This window comes from Asticcacaulis sp. DW145 (genome assembly GCF_037101385.1).
In the GTDB taxonomy this organism is placed as follows: domain Bacteria; phylum Pseudomonadota; class Alphaproteobacteria; order Caulobacterales; family Caulobacteraceae; genus Asticcacaulis; species Asticcacaulis currens.
In genome coordinates this window covers 1354540-1372131 of sequence record NZ_AP029024.1, presented here as the reverse complement: position 1 = coordinate 1372131, position 17592 = coordinate 1354540, and the positions used below count along the sequence as shown (strand labels likewise).

Below are 17592 nucleotides of genomic sequence, written 5' to 3'. Positions count from 1 at the left end.
GTCGCGCCGCTCCCCATGCCCAGCGGTGTCTCATCCCCTGACGCGCCGCCGGACATCTGCCCGCCAGCCCTTTTCTTCCTCGGCTTATGCGGCGCTGACTTGCCTGATACCGGGGGCTTCTCCTCCCGTTGGAGCCCCCGGTTTTTTTTGGTTTTGTTGTCCCTGATGGACCGCCGGTGTCACCCACAGACACCGTGTCGAAGGGAGTTTTTTATGTCCTTGTTGCATCCGTCCCGTCGGGCTCTTGGCCGGGGTCTTCTGGGGCTCAGCCTGTTGCCCCTGGGGGCCTGCGCGTCTCTGCCGAGCCTGTCGCGGGCACCTGCGAGCGACCCGCTTCTGAGCGATCTGCATCGGCGCACGTTTCAGTTGTTCTGGGACGTGACTGACCATCGCACTGGCCTGACGCCGGATCGCTGGCCCACGCGCACCTTTGCCTCGGTGGCCGCTATCGGATTTGCCTTCAACGCCTATATTGTCGGTGCGGAGTCCGGCTATATCCGCCGTGAGCAGGCGGCGGAGCGTACCTTTAACACGCTGAATTTCCTTTATAACCTGCCGCAGGGCGAGGCCGCTTCGGGCACGGCGGGCTATAAGGGCTATTTCTATCACTTTCTGCGTTTCGACGACGGCACGCGCTACAAGACCTGTGAACTGTCGTCCATCGACACCTCGCTTCTGCTAATGGGGGCCCTGTGCGCCGGGCAGTATTTCGACCGCGACACGCCTGTGGAACGCGATATCCGCCGCCTGTCCACCGCCCTTTATGAGCGCGTGGACTGGACCTTCATGATGCGCCCGTCGGGGCGGCAGACCATGGGCTGGCACCCCGAAGACGGCTTCATCAAGGCCGAATGGCGCGGCTATAACGAAGGCATGATGGTCTATCTGCTGGCTATGGCCTCACCGACCCACCCGATTGACCCAAAGGCCTATCAGGTGTGGTGTTCGACCTATGATGAGACATTTGGCCCCAATCACGGGGAGCCGCATCTGGGCTTCCACGCTTTGTTCGGCCATCAGTACAACCACGTCTGGATCGACTATCGCGGCATAGCCGACGCCTATATGCGCGCCAAAGGTCTGGATTATTTTGAAAATTCCCGCCGCGCCACGCTGGCCCAGCGCAACTATGCCATTCAGAACCCGATGCGGTTCAGGGACTATGGCCCGGACATCTGGGGCTTTACAGCCTGCGACGGCCCGGCGGATGTCAAGCTGGTGATCGACGGCGTCGAGCGGCAATTTCGCAGCTATTCGGCGCGCGGACCGGGTGATCTGCACCCGTTCGACGACGGCACGATTGCGCCCACCGCCGCGCTGGGCTCGATCATGTTCACGCCGGTGGAATCCCTGGCTGCCGCCAGGGCCATGCAGGCGCGCTACGGCACCGATATCTATGGCCAATATGGCTTTTTCGACAGTTTCAACCCGACCTTTGTCACCGACTATCCGTCGCGCGAAGGCCATCAGACCCAACGCGCCGGCTGGGTGTCCAACGACTATATCGGCATAGACCAGGGGCCGATCCTGTGCGGTATCGAAAACCTGCGTTCAGGTCTGTTCTGGCGGCTGATGAAGGGCTGCGCGCCGCTTCAGCGCGGCCTGAAACTGGCCGGGTTCGAGGCGGTAGCCTGATGCGCCCTCATCTGTCCATAAGGGCGCTGATACTGGCCGCCGGGCTGCTGGCGACGCCTTTGGCGGCGCAAACCGCCCTGATCGCGCCGACGCCGTGGACCGTCGGGGCGTCAGAGGGCGTCGCCTCAAAGGCCAGCGGCGGCGAAACCGCCCGGCTTGACTATGGGTTCAAAGGGGCCGGCTATGCCTTTATTGTGCATGAGCTCGACTTTGCGGCCCCCGATAACTTCGTTATCGAAATACCGGTAAAGGGCGAGGGCGCGGGCAATGATCTTCAGATCAAGTTCACCGATGCCTCCGGCGACAATGTATGGTGGGTGACGCGCCCGGCCTTTGTGCCGACACCGCAGGGTACGGTGCTGCGCATTCGCCCGCGCCATATCGAATTTGCCTGGGGGACGACAAAGGATCGCACCTTCCGGGGTGGCAAGCGCATGGAGGTAGTCGTCGTCAAGACCGCCAGGGGTGCAGCCTCCGGCTGGCTGGGGGTCGGGCCGATCCGCTGGCGCGCCGAGGCGCCGGAACCGAAGACCGAGGCGCTTTTAAAAGCCGATGTGAAGGCGGCGTTGGATGGCGATGCCCGAACCGGTACTCCCGCGACGTCAGTGACGCTCGACCTGTCGCGTGTGAGGGCCTTTGGCGGGCTGAAACTCGACTGGGGCCGGGTGCCCGCTCGGTATAGCCTCGCGGTGTCCGATGATGGGCGCAGCTTCCGCGAGTTGCGCACCGTTGCGGGTTCCGACGGCGGGACAGACTATGTGACACTGGGTGAGGTCGATGCGCGCTATGTCCGCGTGAGCGGGCAGGGGCAACTCAATGAGGCCGCGCTTCTGCCGCTGGTGATGGGGCTCAAGCCGAACGCCCTGCTGACGGAACTGGCGCGCACCGCACCGCGTGGCGATTATCCGCGCGGCTTTACGGAGCAGGCCTACTGGACCGTGGTGGGCGTGGCACATGGCGGCCCGCGCGCGGCGCTCCTGTCCGAAGACGGGGCGGTCGAGTTGGGGCCGGAACGCCCGTCGCTGATGCCCGTGCTGAAGGTCGGCGGCAAGCGTCTGACCTGGGCGCAGGCCACGGTCACACAGGGCATGGACGCCGAACGCCTGCCCTTGCCAACGGTCGAATGGCAGGGGGAGGGCGTGCAGATGCGCGTTGCCCCTCTGGCCTTTGGCGAGGGCAAGGCCCCCTATGCGCTGGTGCGTTACGAGGTAAGCTCCGATACGGCGCAAACGGTGCGGCTGGAGCTGCACGTGCAGCCGATGCAGGTCAATCCGCCGACGCAGTTCCTGACGCGGCCGGGGGGCTATGCGCCGATCCGCCGCCTCAGCCGTGACGGCGATACGGTCAGCGTCGATGATCAGCCGCTGTGGCTGCTGACGCCGCCGAAGGATTTTACGGCAGCGGGCTTCCTGAGCGGGCCGCAGGGGGCCAGTGCCTCCGATACGGACGGTCTGGCCTCCGGCGTGATTGGCTATGACCTGAACCTCACCCCCGGTGTGGCGCAGAGCGTCATTGTCGCCTTTCCGCTGGGCGGGCAAACGGCGCGCCCCGTCATCACCGGGGACGCGGCGAAGTGGGCCGAAGCGCAGGCCGAAAGCGTCAGGGCCGACTGGCATCAGCGGTTGGGGGATACCAGGCTTGTTCTGCCGGCCGGTGCGCCGCCCATTGCCGACAGCGCGCGTCTGGCGCTCGCCTACCAACTGATCCTGCTTGATGGCGACTGGCTGAAGCCCGGCGCGCGGTCTTACGACCGGTCGTGGATACGCGACGGTGCCATGATGTCCGAAGGCCTGCTGCGAATGGGTCTGCACAAGGAGGCGCTGGCCTATTTCAAGGCCTATGCCCCGATGAGCTTCGAGACAGGCAAGGTGCCGTGCTGCGTCGATGCGCGCGGGGCCGATCCGACACCGGAAAACGACTCCAACGGGCAACTGCCGTGGCTGGCCGGGGAACTGATCCGCTTTGGTGTATCGCCCGCCGAGATCGCGCCCTACTGGCCTCAGGTGTCCGGTGCCATCGCCTATCAGGAGGGCCTGCGTCAGGCCAATCTCACGGCGCAAACCGAAGCGCGCTATCGCGGCCTCATGCCGCCGTCGATCAGCCATGAGGGCTATTCGGACAAGGCGGCCTATAGCTACTGGGATAATTTCTGGGCCCTGAAAGGCTATCGCGGGGCGGCGGTGACGGCCCGCGCTTTGGGCAAGACGGCAGAGGCCGAACGTTTCTCTGCGCAGGGCGAGGCCTTTGCCCGAGACCTGAAAGCCTCGATCCTTGCCACCGCGGCGCACTATGGGCAGGCCGTGGTGGCCGGGGCCGCCGATCGCGGCGATTTCGACCCGACGTCAACGACCATGGGGCTGACCTCCGGCGCGCATACGGACGACGTTCCTGAGGCATTGAAGCGTCAGACCTTTGAGTTCTACTGGGCGGATATTCTGATGCGCCGCCGTCAGACGCCCAACAGCTACACGCCCTACGAACTGCGCAATGTCGGGGCCTTTCTGCGGCTGAAACAGCCCGAACGGGCGCGTCAGGCGCTCGATATGTTCTTCGCCGATCAGGCCCCCAGGGCGTGGTTTCAGTGGGGGGAGGTGGTCACCGTCCCCTATCGTCAACCGTTGTTTATAGGCGATCTGCCCCACGGCTGGGTCGAATCCGACTATCTGCGGGTGGCGCTTGACCTGTTTGCCTATGAGCGGGCCGAGACGGCGCAGATGGTGCTTTTGTCAGGGTATGACCCGAAATGGGCCGACAAGGGCGAAACGCGGCTGGAGCGGCTGCGCACGCCATGGGGCCCGTTATCGCTTACGATTAACAAGGCGGGTTCGGGCCTAAAAATCAATATTGATTCTGATGCACCGCCCTCCGGTGGCTATGTGATTGACGTACCCTCCCTGATGGGGCGAGATGTTCGTGCGCGGGTGGGAGGTCAGCCCATGGCTTTGCGCGATGGCGAACTGATCATCAAAACGGCAAAAGCCGAGATTATTCTGGGAGATGGCCTATGATCTTCACGCGGTTCCCCTCAAGGGCTCTGGTCGCCCTTTTTAGCCTCTTTGTCCTCACCGCCTGCGCCAGCCTGCCTGTAGCGGACCTGCCGCGTGGCGAAACGCCCAAATCCCTGACGCTGAAAGATGGCACCCGTATCGGCTATATGCAGTACCTGCCGGCCGATCTGAAAGGTAAGGCCCCGGTGCTGGTATTCCTGCACGGATCGGGTGAGATCGGCACCGACGTGACCCTGACCACGGTGCACGGGCCTTGGGCTTACAGCCGCGCCCATCCGAACAAGGCCCCTTTCATCATTCTGGCCCCGCAACTGAGCGAAAAGGTCGAATGGAACCCGGCGACGCTTGACGCCTGGCTGAGCACGGCTCTGAAAGGCCTGCCCGCCGACCATAGCCGCCTATACCTGACCGGCCTGTCGCGCGGCGGTCGGGGCACCTGGAGCTGGGCGATTGCCTATCCGCGACGCTTTGCCGCCATTGCGCCGGTGTCCGGAGACTCGCTTTATCGTGACGGGGCCTGCGCGCTCAAAGATGTGCCGGTGTGGGCCTTTCACGGGGCAAAGGACGACATCGTCTTCTATCAGCCCGAAGACCAGTTTGCCGATGCCGTCCGCGCCTGTGGCGGTGAGGTCAACTACACCCTCTATCCCGAAGGCAATCACAATGCCTGGGATGCCGCCTATGCCACCCCCAGCCTCTATGCGTGGCTGCTCAAACATAAACGTTGAATTTTTCCCCGCAGATACCAAGGATAACCCATGACCGCTTTCACGCCTTCACGCCGGTTCTTCCTCAGGGGCGCCGTCGCCACGGCCGTCTTCCTTCCTGTCGTCGCCCCCGGCCTCGCCAAGGCCGTGGCCGCGCCGGACCCCTTTATCGAAAAGCTGATCGCGTCGCTTTCGCTCGAAGAAAAAGCCGGTCAGCTCAGCCTCTATGCCGACCTGACGCGGCCGGACTTCGGCAATGTCAATCCGGCCGCCGTCGCCCAGACGAAGGACGAGGTGAAGGCGCGCATCCGTCGCGGCGAAATCACCGGCCTGTTCAACGGGATCGGTGTCGCCGGGGCGCGCGAACTGCAAAAGGTGGCGGTCGAGGAATCTCCGCATAAGATTCCGCTGATCTTTGCCGCCGACATCATCCACGGTCTGCGCACGACCTTCCCGGTGCCGCTGGGCGAAGCGGCGGCGTGGGACGCCGATCTGGCTTACCGCACGGCGCGCGCCGCGGCTATTGAGGCGACCGCCGTCGGCCTGCACTGGACCTTTGCGCCGATGGTGGACATTGCCCGCGATCAACGCTGGGGTCGCGTCGTCGAAGGGGCGGGCGAAGACACCTATCTCGGCAATGTGCTGGCCGTCGCCCGCGTCAAGGGTTTTCAGGGCAATGACCTGAAGGACGGGCGCAACATGCTGGCCTGCCTCAAGCACTTCGCCGCCTATGGCGCGGTGCAGGGCGGCATGGAATATAACACGGTCGATATACCGGAAACCACGCTGTGGGAAACCCACCTGCCGCCGTTCAAGGCCGGGCTGGATGCCGGGTGTTTGTCGGTAATGTCGAGCTTCAACGACATTTCGGGCGTGCCCGCGACGGCCAACCGCCACCTGCTGACCGAAATCCTGCGCGAGCAGTGGGGCTTCAGGGGGCTGGTGGTGTCCGACTACACCTCCGAGGAAGAGCTGATCCTGCACGGCTATGCCGCCGATGGGCGTGACGCCACCAAAAAAGCCATTATGGCTGGGTGTGATATGTCGATGCAATCAGGTCTTTATTTCAAACACCTGCCATCGCTTGTGAAGGACGGCGAAGTGCCCCAGGCGGTGCTGGATGAGGCGGTGCGCCGCGTCCTGCGCGTCAAGAAGGCGCTGGGCCTGTTCGATAATCCGTACCGTTCGATGGACGCCAAACGCGAAAAGGCCGATGTGCGCAGCGACGGGATCGTCGCCCTGTCGCGCGAAGCGGGTCGCCGCTCGATCGTGCTGCTGCGCAATGAAGGCAACCTTCTGCCGCTCGCCAAAACGGGCAAGAAGATCGCTCTGATCGGACCCTTGGGGGCGGATCGTCACAATCTGCCGGGGCCGTGGTCGGTCTTCCCGGACCGGGCCAAGGGCGTCACCATCGAGGAAGGCCTGCGCGCCGTGGTGAAGGACCCGGCCGCGATCACCGTCGTCAAAGGCGTGGACTTCGAAGCGGCCATTCCGGGCGGCATCGACGCCGCCGTTGCGGCCGCCAAAGCGTCTGACATCGTGGTGCTGGCCATGGGTGAAGCCGAGAACATGTCCGGCGAAGCGCAGGCGCGCACCGATATCTCGCTGCCCGCACCGCAACTGGCGCTGATCGAAGCGGTGAAGGCGACCGGCAAGCCGACCGTGCTGCTGCTGCGTCACGGACGGGCGCTCGCGCTCACCGGCGGGGCGCGGGAAGCCGACGCCATCCTCGCGACCTGGTTCCTAGGGTCAGAAACCGGCAACGCGATTGCCGACATTCTGTTCGGCGACTACGCCCCCTCAGGCCGCCTGCCGGTCAGCTTCCCGCAGGCGTCGGGCCAGCAGCCCTACTATTACAATCACCGCATCACCGGGCGGCCGCAGATTGATCCGAAGGTAAAGGAATATAAGGCGCGCTACCGCGAAGTCACGAACGAAGCGCTATATCCGTTCGGCTATGGCCTGACCTATTCAACCATTGAATACGGTCCGACCATGGTCAGCGCCCCGGAACTGGGCTGGGACGCCACCCTGACGATCAGTGCCGAGATCGTCAATACGGGCCCGCGCGACGCCGATGAGGTGGTGCAACTCTATATCCACGACAAGGTGGCGAGCCTCGTCCAGCCCATCCGACAACTCAAGGGCTTCAAGCGTATCAGCCTGAAGGCCGGGGAGCGCAAGCGCGTGGAATTTACCCTCAGCCGCGCCGATCTGGCCTTCGTGCACCCTGATCTGAAACCCGCAGCGGAGCCGGGCGCGTTCAATGTGTGGCTGGCCCCGTCGGCGGTGGGCGGCACGCCCGCTGAATTTACGCTTAAGGCATAGATGACGCGCAAACCCAGCGAGATAGGCTTAGGCGGCGCTGCGGTTTACGGGCTGGGTGATTTTGCCTGTAACCTCTACTGGCAAAGCCTCAGCCTGTTTCTGCTGTTTTATTATACCGAGGTGGTCGGGCTTGAACCGGCCACGGCGGGCCTGATCTACCTGATTGCCTCGGTGTGGGACGGGCTGATCGACCCGCTGATAGGCGCGGCGGCGGACAAGACGCGCACGCGTTTTGGGGCCTATCGCCCCTATCTGCTGGTCGGCGGGCCGTTGTTGGGGCTCAGTTTCTGCCTTCTCTATTATCGCCCGCCGCTGGAAGGCACGATGCTGACCCTGTGTTTGCTGGCAACGCATCTGGTCTTTCGCACCTTCTATGCGCTGGTCAATGTGCCCTATGCCGCCCTGTCGGGACGTATTACCAGCGATCCCGACCGACGCGCGCAGTTGTCCGGCTTTCGTATGTTCTTTGGCGCGCTGGCGGCGGTGCTGGTGTCGCTGATCACCCCGGCGGCGGGGTCGGGCGGCTATCTGCTGACGGCGGCGGGGTTTGCGGCGGTGGCCACCTGTGTGTTTCCGCTGGTCTTTATGGTGACGCGTGAGCCGCCGGTGCAGGCCACGTCGCGTCCTCCGGCCCTGCGGACCCTGATCCGCAGCCTGGCGCGCAATTCAGCCTTCTGGCGGCTGAATCTGGGGGCGCTGGCCTTCGCCATTTCCGGCACGGTCCTCACCAAGTCGGTGCTGTATTATTTCAAATATCAGCTTCATGATGACCGCCGGGGCGCGGTGGCGCTGGCGGTGATGGGCATGGCCGGGCTGGCGGCCATACCGGCCTGGACGCTACTATCCCGGCGCATCGGGCGACGCGGTGTATGGATCGCGGCCAGCGCACTGGGGCTGATGGGACTGGCCGCCCTGCGCTTCGTGACGGCCGGGCCGTCGCTGACCACGGCCTTCCTGATCGCGATCAATAGTGGATTTCTGGGGCTGTTCTTCGCCTTCTGGTCGCTGCTGCCCGATACGGTGGACTATGGCGAACAAACCACGCAGGTGCGCGCTGACGGCTTTGTCTTCGGCGTGGCGGGGATGATTTCCAAGATCGCCATGGGGCTGGGCGCGGGCCTGTTCGGCTGGGGGCTGGGTCGTACCGGCTATCAGCCCAATGTCACCCAAAGCCCCGACACACTGGCGGCGATGAAGACTCTGATGACCGGCCCACCGGCGCTCGGCTTGTGCCTGTGCGCGGCCCTGATGCTGTGGGACCTGTCGGCCCGCCGGCGATAGAGCGGATTTCGTAAACCCTCGCACATTTTCTGGAATACGCTCTAACCGGCGATACGCGACCGGCCGGGTGATAGACGTTCGGACAAGGCGTCGGCGCGCAGCGGGCGGGAGAAGAGGTAACCCTGCATGGCGTGTACGCCGGCGGCCTTGAGGTTCTGATGCTGGGCCGGGGTTTCCACGCCTTCGGCCACCACCTGCATCCCGAAGGCGCGCCCTATGCCGGAAACGGCCTGAATAATGGCCAGGGCCTCCAGCGCCTTGCGCGGCTCACCGTCCAGACCGCGCACAAACTCCTGATCAATCTTGATCTTGTCGAAGGGGTGGCGGTGCAGGGCCGTCAGGGAGGAATAGCCGACGCCGAAGTCATCAAGCGCCAGTTTAAAGCCGTGGGCCCTCAGCCGTTCGAACAGCCGGTTCATATTCTCCGGATCGCCGAGAATGGCGGTTTCGGTAACTTCGATGACAAAGCGCGAAGGCAGTAAGCCTGCGGCCCGGACGGCCGCCAGCAATTCCGCCTCAAATTCGGGCTGATCCAGCTCGACCGGCGACACATTGATGGCCAGCGGCACTTCGCCCAGACGTGCGGCATCGGCAAAGACCATGGTGCGCACCAACTTCCCGACCTCGATAATGCGACCTGTGCGTTCGGCCAGTGGTACGAAAATGGCCGGGGTGACGGGGTTCGGATCTTCACCCGGCCAGCGGACCAGACATTCGGCGGAGATAATCGCTTCGCCCATCCGGTCGTAGATCGGCTGATAGACCACATCCAGACGACCGCGGGCAAGAATGGCGTCCAGACGCGTCAGCAAGGCCGTATCTTCGTCATCTAAACGAAGCGGGACCGCAGGCGCGGGGGCGGGCAGGCGTTGGGCAATTTCGGTGAGAGTCGCGGTCAGGGCGTCGGTCAGGGCCTCGCCATCGCCCAGCCGCAAGTCCTGGGGCGTCTGACGCGCCAGCGCCTCGATACTGCCCGCCAGATCGGCCAGCCGCCGCGCCCCCAGATTGAGGCTCATCGAGCGCAGAGCGTGGGCGGCCGAGGCCACCTGCGCGGCGTCCTCATCCCTCAGCGCCGCCACCAAGGCTTTCAGGGTGAGGGGAGCATGGGCCCGATAAAGCGCAATGACGCGGTCGCGGAAGGGAGCGGCCTCGCGCAGCAGGGTGGCGAAGGTCTGATCCAGCCAGTCACTTGTCAGGGGGGTGGCCGCCGATGCGGCGTCTTCGGACCGGGGGGATGGCCCTTCGACGGCCAGAGGCGACAGGAAGCGGTCGAGCACCTCACCTAAGGCCTGAAGTGTGAAGGGCTTATGCAGAACGCCGTCCATATCGGCCTGACGCCATTCCTCGGCGGCCTTGCCCACCACATGCGCCGTCAGGGCGACGATAGGCAGTCGGGTGCCGTCTTCCTGCGCCCGCCAGCGTCGCGTTGCCTCGAAACCGTCCAGTTCCGGCAACGAGCCGTCCATCAGCACCAGATCGAAGGGCTGGGCGGCCATCTGAGCCAGCGCCTCCGCACCATTACTGACCGTGACGCAGGTCATACCGAAGCGGCTCAGCGCCTCGCGCGCCACCTCCAGATTGACCTCGGAGTCGTCGGCCACCAGCACACGGGCCTGCGGATAATGGACGGTGGCGTTTTCCGGCGCCGTCGGTGCCGCCTGATGCAGGGGCGCGCTCTCGGCAAAGGCGTGGATCAGACGGTCGAGATCACCGTGACGCAAGGGCAGGCCAAGCACCGCCGCGCAGCGTCCATCCTCGCGCCAGACTTCGGCTTCCGCGTCGCGTATATCGGCCAGCAGGACCAGCGGGATTGTCGCACCGGTGAAGGCTTCACGGGCGTCGGCATCGGCCAGTATGAGGTCCGGCGCGTCCGTGTCGATGACGAACCCGGCCGCCTCCAAGCGCGCCTTCAACAGGCCTGCCAGTGCCGGGGCCCGGACGGCCAGATGCAGCCGGGCGGGCGCCGGGAGACGCGGCGGCGCGGCGGTCGGTGCGTTAGCCTGACGCGGCAGGCGCACATGGAACGACGTCCCCTTGCCCTGTTCGCTGGTGACGGCAATGGCCCCGTGCATGGCCTCGACCAGCCGCCTGGCGATGGACAGGCCCAGCCCCGTGCCGCCGAAGCGCCGCGTCGTGGTCTGGTCCTCTTGGGTGAAGGCGCCGAACACGCTGCCGAGCTTGTCCGCCGCAATGCCGATACCGGTATCGCTGACCACCAGCCGCCAGTACTGCGGGTTTCGGTCGGGCACGAGTTTAAGCACGACCTGTCCGCGTTCGGTGAATTTGACGGCGTTGGAGACCAGATTGGCGACCACCTGCCCCAGCCGTACCGTATCGGCCGGCACAAGGCGCGGCGCGTCCGGGTGCACCAAGGCCACCAGTTCCAGCCCCTTTTCGCGTGCCCGGTCATAGAAGAGGGCGATGACCTCGTCGATCAGGTCAACGATATCGACTTCGCCGATTTCGACGTCCATGCGCCCGGCCTCGATCTTGGAAAAATCGAGAATGTCGTTGATGACGGCGAGCAGGTTACGCCCGGACCGCACAATGGTGTCGGCGTGGCGGCGGGCCTTCGGCGGCAGGGGTTCGCTGGCCAGCAGTTCGGCCATCACCATGACGCCGTTCATCGGTGTGCGGATTTCATGGCTCATGGTCGCCAGAAATTCCGACTTGGCGGCATTGGCGGCATGGGCCTCGTCGCGGGCGAGGCGGTAATCTTTGGTGCGCGCTGCAACCTCGTCTTCAAGGTGCTGCACCTGCGCTTCAATCTGACGGTCGCGTTTGTCGATCGCTTCCGCCATCAGGTTGAAGCCGTCTACCAGCGTGCGCACCTCGTCCTCGGCCTCAGTGTCCACGCGGGTGAAGGTACCGCTTTGCGCCACCTGCGCGATGGTGCGCGTCAGGTCGCTCAAGGGCCGGACGAGGCGGCGTTGCAGCTGGTTGGCGACGACAAGCGCGATGACGGCCGCAGCCACGGCCATCAGTCCGATCCCGGCCAGTGTGCTCAGAAGCCCCGCCGAGATGCCAGTGGCCTTGTGAACGACGACCACATGGCCAAGGGTCCGGTTGTCGTGCCGGATGGGCGCGCGGATTTCGATGGAGCCGGTGCTGAGCAGATGACCGAGCGAAGGCCGTGTCCCGTTGTCGTCAATACTGACGTCGGACCTCAGCCGCACGCCCGCGCCGGTTTCGGCCAGTACGCCGTGCGGCGTTTCCACCCGCGCATAGACGATTCCGGGCGTGCGGGTGACGGCGCGCAGGGCGCGAAAGGCCCCCTGAGCATCCCCCGTTTCGACGCTTTCGGTGGTGCTGGAGGCCAGCACATCGGCGGCGGCCTTCAGGGTGGACCAGCGGTTTTCGCCATAGCGACTGGCCTCATTGGCCACGAACAGGGCCACGACCGGCAGGCAGGCCAGCAGCACGCAGCCGATAACCAGCCGGTTCAACCGGCTGTGAAAGCCCGGCTGGCGTCCGTGGGGCGTGCTGATTCGGGCGGGTTTACGCATGATACGACGCTAATAGATGTACCTTGAAAGAGGAAACCGGATTTTCGCCCGTTTCGTCGGGCTGAGGCGAAAAAATAAAAAACCTGTAAAGAATATAGAGGTTTATCCTGTGGAAAGGCCCTGTTAACAGCCCTGTGTTACAACGCAGACATGAAATCCGGCTGGTTCGATCACCAAACGCGCATTCTCCGACGCTTTGCGGCGACGCAGAAAGGCCACGCCGGGATCACGGTCGCCATGGTGGCCGTGCCCCTGATGCTGGCCGCGGGTGGTGCCATCGAACTGAGTGCCTATAACCGCGACAAAAGCGCCTTGCAGGACGCTGCCGATGCGGGGGCGCTGGCCGGAGCTGGTCGTCTGACCCTGGCGACCTATGGCCAGAACACGACCGGCATCACAAACTTTGCCGTCCAGACCGCTGCCATGCAGGCCAAGGGCTTGCCCGACGGCGTGAGTGTCGAGTTTTCCGCCACCGCGGACCTGCAAAAAGGCATGGTTGAAGTGACAGGCGTTGCGCATCGCAAGCCGATCTTCAGCGCCATCGACTTCGGTACCGAACTGAGGGTTAAGGCGCGGGCCGAAAATATGCAGAAAACGCCCCTGTGCGTCCTGCAAACCCAGGACGGTGGCCTGTCGGTGCAGAATACGGCGCAACTGCGCGCGCCCGGCTGTGCGGTTCACGCCAACCACAATATTGCGGTTGAGTCGTCCGCCATGATCGAGGCAGCGCGTATTCAGGCCTCCGGCACCGTCAGCGGAGTGACGCGCCCCAGGGCGGGTGAGGGGGCCATGACCATTGCCGACCCCTTCGCCAATCTGGATCTTAAGCCGCCCTATCCCTGCCCCCGTCTGCCCGTGCAGATACAGGTGCTGAACAATCAGTCGGTTATCCTGCCGCCGGGCGTGCATTGCGGCCTGATCACGGTGGGCGGGTCCGGTCGGATACACCTGCTGCCTGGCGAACATTACTTCATGTCCAAGGTGCAGATGTCCAATGTGGCGCAACTGACGGGGGACGATGTGGTGCTGATCTTCGGCGGCGATGACAAGATTGATATTGCCGACAAGGGCGAGGTGCGTCTGACCGCGCGTAAATCCGGGCGCTTTGCCGGCTTCCTGATGGCGACGTCACGCGACAATACCGAAACCTTCAGCATTCGTTCGGACCGCGTCAGCCAGCTTCTCGGGACCATCTATATTCCCAATGCCGAGCTTCAGATCGAGACGTCGGGCAAGGTGGCGCAGGATTCCGCCTGGAGCGTTATCGTGGCGCGCACCCTGACCCTGCGTAAGGACCCGGTGCTGGTGATCAACAAGAACTATGCCGGTTCCGGCGTGCCGGTGCCCGAAGGGGTGGGCCCCAACCGCTCCCTGCCCGCCCTGACGCAGTAAGGAGGGACAATGAGCTATTTCGTTACCTTCGAAGCGGCCCGCCTGCTGGTCGTTGATGACGACCCCATCCTGCGTGAATTTGCCCTGACGCATCTGGCAACGCCCGAAGTCAGCGTCGAGGTGGCCGAAGACGGCGCCGATGCGTGGACGAAGATGGGCCGCGCCACCTATGACATCGTTCTGCTCGATCTCGACATGCCGCGCATGGACGGGTTTGAGCTGCTGAGCCTGATGCGGGCGGACCCGACCCATCGCCATGTGCCGGTTGTCGTGGCGACGGGCCGTGAAGACATGCTGGCCGTCGATAAGGCCTTTGCCAACGGGGCGACGTCGTTCGTCATCAAGCCGCTCAACTGGCGGCTGGTGTCGCATCAATTGTCCTATGTGCTCAAGAGCGCGCGCGAAGAAGCCGCCCTGCGCAAAACCCTGCGCACGCTTCAGGACGGCAATCGCCTGCGCACCGAAACGGTGAGGCTTGCCCTGTTAAAGCTGGAAGAGTCGGCCAAAGACCTGGTGGATATGCTGGCGCGGCCCGAAGCGGTCGAACTGGAAGAGGCGCAGGCGGCGACGGTGCGTGTCGCCCGTCTGTGCGAGGCCCTGACTCAGGTGGCGAAGGCGGGCTGAACCGCCTTACCGGCGCGTCGGCGTCCCCCAGCGGCTGCGGTCCAGATACGGGCCCTGATAAGGCGGGCGCGGCTCCACCGCGTTGCGGCTGTCGGGGTGGTTATCCGGGCTTTCGGCGGCGGGAACCCCGCCATTGCGGCACACGGACGGGTCCATGCCGTAGAGCCCGGCGGCAAAGTCATAGACGCTGCGTTCAACCAGGGTGCGCACCCCCAACTGGATAGGCTCCATTTCGCTGAACCCGCCCGACAGGTCGAGCATAGTCCCGTCGAGCAGGGTGAATAAGCCGGGCTTCACCTCGCGCCCCACAATCTGCTTCTGATAGGCGGTGACGCGCCGGATCTCCTGAGAGCGCGTGTCGATCAGGCGCAGATCGAGCGCGATATTCATCACGAAGCGCCGCGATACGAAGCTGCCCGCCGGATCGTCGCTGCCGGTGCCACCGGCGCGCAGATCGACGCCGTCGGAGCGGATATTGTAATTCAGTTCGGTCAGGCCGCCGGAGATATAGTAGTCTGAACCGGCGATCTGACCCGCATAGACCTTGCGGAAATTGTCCGGCTCGTTACCCGCCTGATCCGGTGTGTCGGACAGGACGTGCTCCATGGCGGCCTTCAGTTCATAGTCGGAGATGTCGCGGTCACCGCGCTCCACCTGTGGCAGGCCGGCGCGCGACAGGGCCGACTGCGCGAACAGGGCGATGCCCTGCGTGATATTGGCCCCTGTGTAGAAGTCGCGCTTGCCCGTCAGGTCGTCGATGCGGCCCACCGCCACGCGCGGCCGGGTCTTATGGCTAGTCAGCGCCGCCTGCTGAAGGCAGATCAGATCGGGGCTATAGGGCGTCAGATTGGCCGTCGCCGGAGCATTGCCCACCGGCCTGGCATAAAGGCCCGTCTGCGGATCGGCGGTAACGCTGGCGCAGGCCGAAAGCAGCAGCGGCAGGGCGATCACAAGGCGTCTCATGGCTGCGTCTCCTTCAGTCCGGCCTCACCAAGGCAGGCGCGTCCATCGGCGGCGGTCCACAGCGGCGCGATCAGATGATAGACCGAGCGTTCGACCAGTTCGCGCACCGACATTTGCAACGGTTCCTGACGGCTGTTGCCGCCTTGCAGCAAAAGGCCGATATCCTCGCTGCCTCCAGTGAGGCGACGGTCGTTGGTGACGCCGATCACCTGCTTCTGAAAGGTGACGGTGTCCACCACCTGCTGGGTCTGGGTGTTGACAAGCCGCAGATCGACGGCGACGTTGAGCACATAGGTGCGGCCGCTGATCTGGCCCTGTGCGCCGGGCAGCGCCTGTGAGCCGATGGCCGCGTCGTAGCCGTCGGAGCGGATATTGTAGTTCAGTTCGGTAATGCCGCCGACAATGTAATAGCGCGACCCGGCGATCTGCCCGGCCAGAATGGGACGGAAATTGTCGCCGCTTTGCCCGGCGCGCTCCGGCGTATCCGACAGCAGCTTTTGCCGCGCATAGTTCAGTTCAATCTCCGCCACGGAATTGTCGAGGCGTTCGACCACCGGGACCCCGGCATAGCCCAGCGCACTGACGGCAAACAGCGACGCACCCTGGGTAATCTTGGCTCCTGTGTCGAAATCGACCTTACCCGTCAGGTCGCCAATGCGCCCGACCGCCAGACGCGGCAGGCCGTTCAGAGATGGGCGGCGGGCGAGGCAGCGCAGGGCGGGCGTCACCGGCGTCTCATTAAGCGTCACCGCGGCCGGCGGCGGTGGGGCGGCGGTGGCCAGACCCGGCATGAGTGCGCCTGTGGCGCAACTCAGGGCGAAGAAGAGGCGAAGGGAAGGTGTCATCAGCGCGTATCCGGGTGGGGGTGAGGGCGGGGAGCGTCTTATTCACCGGTCGTTTTGCGTCCGTTGAGGACAGCAGAAACCGTGCCGGAATTGTCCTGACGGCTATTGAGAATGACCGTGTTGTGGCTGCCGCTGACCGTGACCGACAACAGGTTGCCAATGGCTGTGGCCGTAGCCATGCCCTGTGTCGTCAGGGCATCGGGGGCGGCCAGGAGCGTGCCGCCGCTACCGTTTGATGGGATGTAGCGGTTGTTGGCGTCGTCGTACTGGATGATGCCGTTGACGATCAGGCGGTTGCCATTGGCATCCCGCGTCGTCGGGGTGAAGGGCTGGTTTTCCAGCCGCCGGCTGTTGCCATAGCCGTTTTCCAGCGCCCGCAGGTCCGAGGTCTGGGCCGTGGCCGCAAAGGCCACGAACGGGCAGGAAAAGGCGAGGCTGGTGAGGAGATAAGGCTTGCGCATGGTGGTTGCTCCGCGAAGGAGAAGAGGAGCCCGCCTGTGCGGCAGGCTCCCTTCCGGATCAGAAGCCCTTAACCGTCAGGGTGTTGCCGATGGCGGCTGCGGTGGCGTCCACCTTGCCAGCCACGCCACCGATGGTGGTGTTGGCATAGGCATTGACCGCGGCTGTATTGACCTGAGTCGAAGCCAGGCTGCCGAAGTCGGTGGTGAAGGTGGCCGAGTTGCTGATGGCGGCGGCGGTGGCGCTGACCGACTTGTCCGCATTATAGACCGTGGCGTTCAGCACCGCCGTCGGGTCGTAGTTGACGTACTGGGTGTTCGAAACGGAACCGACCCACTTGGTATTCACCGTCGCCGTATTGGCAATGGCCGCTGACGTCGCGCTGACGTCGCCCGTCACATTGGTGATGGTCGTCGAAAGGTTGGACGTCGCATCGCCGAAGAAGCGCTGATAGTTGTTCAGGCTGTTCAGGCTCGACCCGTCGGCGGTGAAGCTGTTGCCGATGGCGGCGGCGGTCGCCGACACGTCATTGGTGACATTGTCGATCTTGGCGTTCAGTTGCGCCTTGATGTTGGACGAATTGTTTTGGTTGTTCGAGGCGGTCTGCGCCTGAGCCGAACCGGCCAGAACCAGACCGGCGACAGCGATTACGGAAAGATATTTCATCTGAGTCTCCTGTGTATTTGCCCCCAAGCGGGCCACAGAAGAACAGCAATAGATAGGCCGTTGAGCGCGGTTAATTCTTTATTATAAAGTGAATTAAATGAATTATGAATATATTATTATTTAGGAGAAATTAACTTTTATTAAAATTTTAATTCGCCACAGTTTTGATTTATTAACG

Annotated in this window: 12 protein-coding genes; 7 read left to right on the top strand and 5 right to left on the bottom strand. The window is 63.9% G+C overall.

Annotated features, from left to right (window positions below):
- The first annotated feature begins 213 nt into the window (after positions 1 to 213).
- Genes AACH73_RS06280 through AACH73_RS06260 form a run of 5 tightly spaced genes read left to right on the top strand, consistent with a single transcriptional unit; the run spans position 214 to position 8959 of the window.
- On the top strand, positions 214 to 1635 hold the full coding sequence (locus AACH73_RS06280) for a glucoamylase family protein (RefSeq protein WP_338734315.1): 1422 nt from the start codon (positions 214 to 216) through the stop codon (positions 1633 to 1635).
- A complete protein-coding gene (locus AACH73_RS06275; protein WP_338734314.1) occupies positions 1635 to 4643 on the top strand; it encodes a discoidin domain-containing protein in 3009 nt (1002 codons plus the stop codon). Before AACH73_RS06280 ends, AACH73_RS06275 begins: the two co-directional genes overlap by 1 nt.
- The gene (locus AACH73_RS06270) at positions 4640 to 5371 is read left to right on the top strand and encodes a phospholipase (protein WP_338734313.1); all 732 of its coding nucleotides are present in this window, start codon (positions 4640 to 4642) and stop codon (positions 5369 to 5371) included. The genes AACH73_RS06275 and AACH73_RS06270 overlap by 4 nt, the downstream gene beginning before the upstream one ends.
- 30 nt (positions 5372 to 5401) lie before the next feature.
- A complete protein-coding gene (gene bglX / locus AACH73_RS06265) occupies positions 5402 to 7678 on the top strand; it encodes a beta-glucosidase BglX (protein WP_338734312.1) in 2277 nt (758 codons plus the stop codon).
- Positions 7679 to 8959 carry an MFS transporter gene (locus tag AACH73_RS06260; RefSeq protein WP_272742095.1) on the top strand — a complete coding sequence of 427 codons (1281 nt, stop codon included), beginning with the start codon at positions 7679 to 7681 and terminating at the stop codon, positions 8957 to 8959. It begins immediately after the preceding gene.
- Between the two features lie 41 nt (positions 8960 to 9000).
- On the opposite strand, the gene AACH73_RS06255 is transcribed toward AACH73_RS06260, so the two are convergent.
- Positions 9001 to 12465 (bottom strand): EAL domain-containing protein, encoded by a 3465-nt coding sequence (locus tag AACH73_RS06255; protein ID WP_338734311.1) that lies wholly within the window; start codon positions 12463 to 12465, stop codon positions 9001 to 9003.
- Between the two features lie 150 nt (positions 12466 to 12615).
- Between AACH73_RS06255 and AACH73_RS06250 the strand changes: the two genes are divergently transcribed.
- Together AACH73_RS06250 and AACH73_RS06245 are read left to right on the top strand one after the other, a co-directional pair.
- Complete coding sequence (locus AACH73_RS06250; protein ID WP_338734310.1) at positions 12616 to 13857, top strand: pilus assembly protein TadG-related protein; 1242 nt, start codon at positions 12616 to 12618, stop codon at positions 13855 to 13857.
- A 9-nt stretch (positions 13858 to 13866) separates the two neighbouring features.
- On the top strand, positions 13867 to 14481 hold the full coding sequence (locus AACH73_RS06245; protein ID WP_338734309.1) for a response regulator: 615 nt from the start codon (positions 13867 to 13869) through the stop codon (positions 14479 to 14481).
- Positions 14482 to 14487: 6 nt separating this feature from the next.
- Here AACH73_RS06245 and hfaB (AACH73_RS06240) read toward each other — a convergent pair whose 3' ends face one another.
- From hfaB (AACH73_RS06240) to AACH73_RS06225, 4 genes are read right to left on the bottom strand one after another with little or no spacing between them, the layout of a single operon-like run.
- Positions 14488 to 15444 (bottom strand): holdfast anchoring protein HfaB, encoded by a 957-nt coding sequence (gene hfaB, locus AACH73_RS06240; RefSeq protein ID WP_338734308.1) that lies wholly within the window; start codon positions 15442 to 15444, stop codon positions 14488 to 14490.
- Positions 15441 to 16289: a holdfast anchoring protein HfaB gene (gene hfaB / locus AACH73_RS06235; RefSeq protein ID WP_338734307.1), complete on the bottom strand. Its 849-nt coding sequence runs from the start codon at positions 16287 to 16289 to the stop codon at positions 15441 to 15443. The genes hfaB (AACH73_RS06240) and hfaB (AACH73_RS06235) overlap by 4 nt, the downstream gene beginning before the upstream one ends.
- Positions 16290 to 16327: 38 nt before the next feature.
- Positions 16328 to 16750 (bottom strand): holdfast anchoring protein HfaA, encoded by a 423-nt coding sequence (hfaA, locus tag AACH73_RS06230; RefSeq protein WP_272742089.1) that lies wholly within the window; start codon positions 16748 to 16750, stop codon positions 16328 to 16330.
- 58 nt (positions 16751 to 16808) lie between these two features.
- Positions 16809 to 17414 carry a hypothetical protein gene (locus AACH73_RS06225; RefSeq protein WP_272742088.1) on the bottom strand — a complete coding sequence of 202 codons (606 nt, stop codon included), beginning with the start codon at positions 17412 to 17414 and terminating at the stop codon, positions 16809 to 16811.
- Positions 17415 to 17592: the final 178 nt, after the last annotated feature.